Annotated in this window: 2 protein-coding genes; both read left to right on the top strand. The window is 36.1% G+C overall.

Annotation, left to right across the window (positions count from 1 at the left end):
• Positions 1-505: 505 nt before the first annotated feature.
• Positions 506-1,873 (top strand): short-chain fatty acid transporter, encoded by a 1,368-nt coding sequence (locus AC1DTM_RS23340; protein ID WP_016105467.1) that lies wholly within the window; start codon positions 506-508, stop codon positions 1,871-1,873.
• Between the two features lie 182 nt (positions 1,874-2,055).
• Entirely contained in the window at positions 2,056-2,196 is a 141-nt protein-coding gene (locus tag AC1DTM_RS23335; RefSeq protein WP_165762433.1) for a hypothetical protein, read from the top strand.
• The last annotated feature ends 113 nt before the right edge of the window (positions 2,197-2,309 follow it).

Genomic DNA, 2,309 nt, shown 5'->3' with positions numbered 1-2,309 from the left:
ATTGCAAGTAATCTCTTAAACTTGGACATAATGATAGCATTATTCTAAAAAAGTGTGTGATCGGTATGGAAAAGGAACTTCTGGTGCAAAAAAATACTGTCGTTGTTTACACCAGAACCAGCGATCCTCCTTGTATATCGATATTACTAGTGTGAAAATTAATAGTTAACTAGGGGAAAAGTTAAAGAATTATAAGGGAAACATTAAGGTTGGATAATTATAGTCATGATGAAGGGGTGAAAATATAATTTCACTTACATTTAAACATAAAGAAGCTTTAACATTAGAGGACAGGAATACATAAAGAATGTATAAAAATGTATAAACAATAAATTATTCTTGTATAAATATAGAAGTGAATTATKAGGTTGAAATAGCAGCTAGAGATAAAAAGTTTCCTTAATTCGAGTGGGGGGGAAGAATTTGTAAGTGCAAAAGGATTTTATTTTCTTTTGTGGAATGTTATTTATATTTAGCTTATTAAAATTTAGAAAGGAGAATATTTATGAAGTATTCCTTATTGGAGACAAATACAGATCCAGGAAAGAAAGAATCATTGCTTACACGGTGTGCAAATGTATTTTCGAGATGGTCTCAGAAATATGTTCCAGATGCCTTTGTTATTGCTGTGCTGCTCACTTTATTTACTTTCATTATAGCTTTGTTGATGAATCCCTCAAATCCGTACAAAATCGTAAAATCTTGGGGGGATGGGTTTTGGACTTATTTAACGTTTACAATGCAAATGGTATTGCTAATGGTTACAGGGATGACGTTAGCTTCTGTCCCGTTTGTTAATAGAGGCTTGCAGTCAGTTGCAAAGTTAGCCGATACACCTCAAAAGGCTTATACAATGACATTTTTGATCAGTGCAATTGCATACTATATCAATTGGGGACTAGCGGTAGTTGTGGGAGCGATCATTGCGAAGGAAGTAGCGAAAAAGAATCCGAATGCACATTTTCCATTACTTGTAGCAGCTGCTTATGCTCCGACAGCCTTATATAGCGCAGGTCTCTCTAGTTCTATTGGCTTGACAATTGCCACAAAGGATCATTTTCTTGTAGATATGATTGGAATTATTCCTACCTCACAAACAATCTTTAGTTACTCTACTCTAATTATTTTTTTCACTCTATTCATCACGATGCCAATTATTATTGTACTTATGGCTCCAAAAAGCGGGATTATCAGGTATAAAGCACTCGAAACAGATACAAATTCTTTTGTAAAACCTCCTCAAAAGAATTTAACTACTGCGGAAAAACTGGAATGGACACCGGTCCTAGGAATAGTATTAGGTGCAATCGGCACGTTGTATTGTGTTTATGAATTCATGAACGGTCATAGTTTAGATTTAAATATCATTAATTTGTTTTTCTTGTCACTTGGTTTGCTCCTGCATGGTTCTCTTGGCAACTTTGCACAAGGATTCAAAGAATCTGCGCAATCCATTTCTCCAATTATCCTACAGTTTCCGTTTTATGCGGGGATTATCGCTGTTTTAGGTAGTTCAGGATTGGGAAGCTCAATCATTGAATGGATGGCATCCATTGCGTCAAAGGATACATTTGATATATTTACATATTGGTCAGCGGGATTGGTGAACTTATTGGCGCCATCTGGCGGGGGACAATGGGCTTTACAAGGGCCACTGCAGGTTCCGGCAGGGTTGAAGCTAGGTGTAGATCCGGCTACTATCGCTATGGCGGTAGGCTGGGGAGACGCATGGACAAATTTGATTCAGCCGTTCTGGGCACTACCTCTTTTAGGGGTGCTGGGATTGAAAATTAAAGATATCATGGGTTATTGTTTCATTCTCTGCATTTGGGTCGGGATTGTTACAAGTTTATTGATGTTATTTGTATATTAGCTTTCATAGGAATACGCATCACTATCAAGTCAAGGGCTTAAAATACCATTAAAATGAAAGTAAAACGGATCTAGAAGTACAGACGAAGTATTTATGAACACCGTAGGTTTCAGTATCAACTTTCCGGATATCTATGTTATTCCATGTAGGAAGGCGATTTTTATTTCAAGGAGGTTTTTTAGATGGAATCTAGTAAAGCCATAGTGTGGATTAATGTAGTTACTGCCAAACCAGGTAAATTAGATGAATTAGTTGTTATCCCAGCTGAAGAACTACTTAACTTTAAGAGAAAAGGTATTCTTGGTTGGATTAGCAGTCGTTGACATCGTTCTATTGATAATAACAAGGCAATTATGATGAGTATTGAATATCATAAAAATTGGTTAGGAAAAAATGACTTCTCTGAACACTTAAACAAGATTAAACACTTAATTGG

The sequence above is a fragment of the Bacillus sp. P4_D3 genome (assembly GCF_056401855.1).
The sequence above is the reverse complement of the archived record's forward strand: the minus strand, read 5'-3'. Positions and strand labels throughout refer to the sequence as shown.